At 71.7% G+C, this 3,900-nt stretch carries 1 protein-coding gene; it reads left to right on the top strand.

The window, feature by feature from the left end; translation table 11 throughout:
- On the top strand, window positions 1-3,900 hold a 3,900-nt coding region (locus ACGFIG_RS30670), incomplete at both ends, for a beta-ketoacyl synthase N-terminal-like domain-containing protein (RefSeq protein ID WP_393008863.1).

Raw genomic sequence — 3,900 nt, 5'->3', positions numbered from 1 at the left:
GTGGTGGTGGCGGATGTGCGGTGGGATCGGTTTGTGTCGTCGTTTACGGCGTTGCGTCCGTCCCGGTTGTTCACCGAAATCCCCGAAGCACAGGCGGCCATCGAGGCGGCGGCCCGCGCCGAGATCGCCCCTGTCGACCAGGCCTCCGCGCTCCGTGAGCGACTGGCGCCCCTGACGCCGACGGAGGTCGAGGCGTCCCTCCTGGACCTCGTGCGGACCCAGGTCGCCGCTGTGCTCGGCCACGCCACCGTGGAGGCGGTGGCACCGGATCGGGCGTTCCAGCGCCTCGGCTTCGACTCACTGACCGCCGTCGAGCTGCGCAACCGGCTGACCGCCGAAACGGGCCTCGCCCTGCCCTCCACCCTCATCTTTGACCACCCGACGCCGGCCGCCCTGGTCGCCTTCATCCGGGACACCGTGCTCGGCGCCTCGAACGACGCGCCGGCCGACCGCAGGATCGCCACGGTGGACGACGACCCGATCGTGATCGTCGGGATGGGCTGCCGCCTCCCGGGCGGCGTCGGATCGCCGGACGAGCTGTGGCAACTGCTCTCCGCTGGCGGCGAGGGCATCTCCGAGTTCCCCCTCGACCGGGGCTGGGACGCATTCCTCAGCGGCGGACTCTCCGACACGTCCTTCGTCCGCAGGGGCGGCTTCGTCTACGACGCCGGGGAGTTCGACGCCGAGTTCTTCGGCATCTCGCCGCGCGAGGCCCTCGCCATGGACCCGCAGCAGCGGCTGCTGCTGGAGACCTCCTGGGAGGCGGTCGAATCCGCGGGCATCGACCCGAGCACCCTGAGGGGCGGCGCGGTCGGCGTCTTCGCCGGGGCCAGCTTCCAGGGGTACGCCAGCGGTTCGGTGGGGCGTGCCCAGGAGGTCGGTGGGCACCTGCTCACCGGTAACGCGACCAGTGTGCTGTCGGGCCGGGTGGCGTACTCGTTCGGTTTCGAGGGGCCGGCGGTGACGGTGGACACTGCGTGTTCGTCGTCGCTGGTGGCGCTGCACCTGGCGGCGCAGGCCCTGCGGTCGGGGGAGTGTGACCTGGCGCTGGCCGGAGGTGTCACCGTGATGGCCTCGCCGGCCACGTTCGCGGAGTTCTCGATCCAGGGTGGCCTGTCCGCCGACGGTCGGTGCAAGTCGTTCTCCGACGCGGCGGACGGCACGGGCTGGTCCGAGGGCGTCGGCGTACTGGTGGTGCAGCGGTTGTCGGATGCGCGGCGTGAGGGCCGGCGGGTCCTGGCGGTGGTGCGGGGTTCGGCGGTGAACCAGGACGGTGCGTCGAACGGTTTGACGGCGCCGAACGGTCCGTCGCAGCAGCGGGTGATCCGGCAGGCCCTCGCGAGTGCGGGTCTGTCGACGGCCGACGTCGACGTCGTGGAGGCGCACGGCACCGGTACGACGCTGGGTGACCCGATTGAGGCGCAGGCGCTGCTGGCGACGTACGGGCAGGGTCGGGATGTGCCGTTGTTGCTGGGGTCGGTGAAGTCGAACATCGGTCACACGCAGGCGGCTGCCGGGGTGGCGGGCATCATCAAGATGATCTTGGCGATGCGGCACGGGGTGGTGCCGGCGTCCTTGCACGTGGACGTGCCGTCGTCGCATGTGGATTGGTCGTCGGGCGCGGTGGAGCTGGTGACCGAGTCCCGTGACTGGCCGGGCGTGGGGCGTGCGCGGCGTGCGGGTGTGTCGTCGTTCGGCATCTCCGGAACCAACGCGCACGTGATCCTGGAGCAGCCGGAGCCGGCCCTGGTGGCGCTGCCGGCGGGCGAGTCGGTGACGGATCCGGTGGCCCCGCCAGCGGAGTACGCGCAGGCGTCGAGTGCGGCGGCGCACGCCGGAACCGACCGGATCGGGTCGACGGACGCGGAGCCGGAGTCCGTCGTGGCTTCGGGTGTGCCGGTGCCGTGGGTGGTGTCGGGGCGTTCGGAGCGGGGTCTGGTGGGGCAGGCGTCGCGGTTGGCGTCGTTCGTGCGGGGCCGGTCTGGTCTGTCGCCGTGGGATGTGTCGTGGTCGTTGGTGACGTCGCGGGCGGCGTTGGAGCATCGGGCGGTGGTGTGGGGTTCGTCGGTGGGCGATCTGGTCGCCGGGTTGTCGGCGGTGTCCGAGGGTCGGTTGTCGGGTGTGGTGTCGGCGGGTCGTCGGGCGGTGTTGTTCACGGGTCAGGGTTCGCAGCGTGCCGGTATGGGCCGGGAGTTGTATGAGGCGTTCCCGGTGTTCGCGTCGGCGTTCGACGCAGTGTGCGCGGAGTTCGATGTGCTTTTGCCGCGTCCACTGCGTGAGGTGGTGTTCGCGGAGGCGGGTTCTGGCGAGGCTGCGCTGTTGGATCAGACCGTGTTTGCGCAGGCGGGGTTGTTTGCGGTTGAGGTGGCGTTGTGGGAGTTGTTGTCGTCGTGGGGTGTGCGGGTCGATTTCCTGGCGGGTCATTCGATCGGTGAGGTGACGGCGGCGTACGTGGCGGGGATGTTGTCGCTTGCTGATGCGTGTGTCCTGGTGGCGGCGCGGGGTCGGTTGATGCAGGCGTTGCCGGCCGGTGGGGTGATGGCGGCAGTCGGTGCGGCCGAGGTTGACGTGCGGGAGGTCATTGACGCTGCGGGTGCGGCGGTGGACATCGCTGCGGTGAACGGTCCGGCGTCGGTGGTCGTGTCGGGCGCGGCGGACGAGGTCGCTTCGGTGGTGGCGGCTGGGCGTGAGCGGGGTTGGCGGGTCAAGGAACTGTCGGTCAGTCACGCGTTCCACTCGCGGTTGATGGACCCGATGTTGGACGAGTTCCGGTCGGTGGTGGCGGGGCTGGATTGGCGGGTGCCGCGGGTGCCGATCGTGTCGAATGTGACCGGTGCGGTGGCGGACGGGTTGGAGTTGGTGGATCCGGAGTACTGGGTGCGGCACGTGCGGCAGCCGGTGCGGTTCGCCGATGGTGTGACGGCTCTGCGGGGGCAGGGCGTGGACACGCTCCTGGAAATCGGCCCGGACGCCGTACTCACCGCCATGGCGGCCGAGGCGGACGCGGCCGACGACGTGCGGTACGTCGCCACGCTGCGCCGCAACCACTCCGACGTCACCACCCTCACGAGCGCCGTCGGGCAGCTCTGGGCTGCCGGTATGGCGGTGGACTGGGCGGCGTACCACGGTCAGGTTGGTGTCCGGCCGCGCGTGGTCGACCTGCCCACCTACGCCTTCGACCGTAAGCGCTACTGGCTGGAGGATCCCCAGCCCGCCCCCGCCGCGGAAAGCACCCAGGCCCCGTCGGACGAGCAGTTCTGGGCGGCCGTCGAGTCGGGGAACCTCGGGGCGTTGGGCGACGAGCTGGCCGTGGGCGCCGACGCGCCGTCCGCCGAGCTGCTGCCCAAGCTCGCCCGGTGGCGGCGGGCGACGCAGCAGCGGGCCGCCGTCGACTCGTGGCGGTACCGGGTGACGTGGCGTACGGGCGACGTGCCGGCGTCGGCGACGTTGGCGGGGACCTGGCTGCTGCTGATGGCGCCGGGTCAGGAGGACCACCCGGCGGCCACGGCGCTGGCGGCGCGGGCCGACCGGGCGATCCCGGTGCTGGTCCCGACCGGTGCGGACCGGGACCAGGTGGCGCGGCTGCTGCGGGAGGCGATGGGGTCCGACGACCGGGACGCCGACATGGTGTCCCTGCTGTCCCTGGCCGACTCCCGGGAGCCGTCCGCGGTCCCGGCCGCCGCCGAGGTGTCGACGGCGCTGGCCGTGGCGCAGGCGCTGACCGACGTCGGTGGGACGGGCCGGCTGTGGTGGCTCACCCAGGGGGCGGTGTCGGTCGGCGAGTCTGACGTGCTGACCGACGTCGCGGGTGCTGCGGTGTGGGGTTTGGGTCGGGTGGTGGGTTTGGAGTTGCCGTTGCGGTGGGGTGGTTTGGTGGATTTGCCGGGGTTGTTGGGTGGT

Origin of the sequence: Micromonospora sp. NPDC049048 (assembly GCF_043197615.1) — a bacterium.
Classification (GTDB): domain Bacteria; phylum Actinomycetota; class Actinomycetes; order Mycobacteriales; family Micromonosporaceae; genus Micromonospora.
The sequence above is the reverse complement of the archived record's forward strand: the minus strand, read 5'-3'. Positions and strand labels throughout refer to the sequence as shown.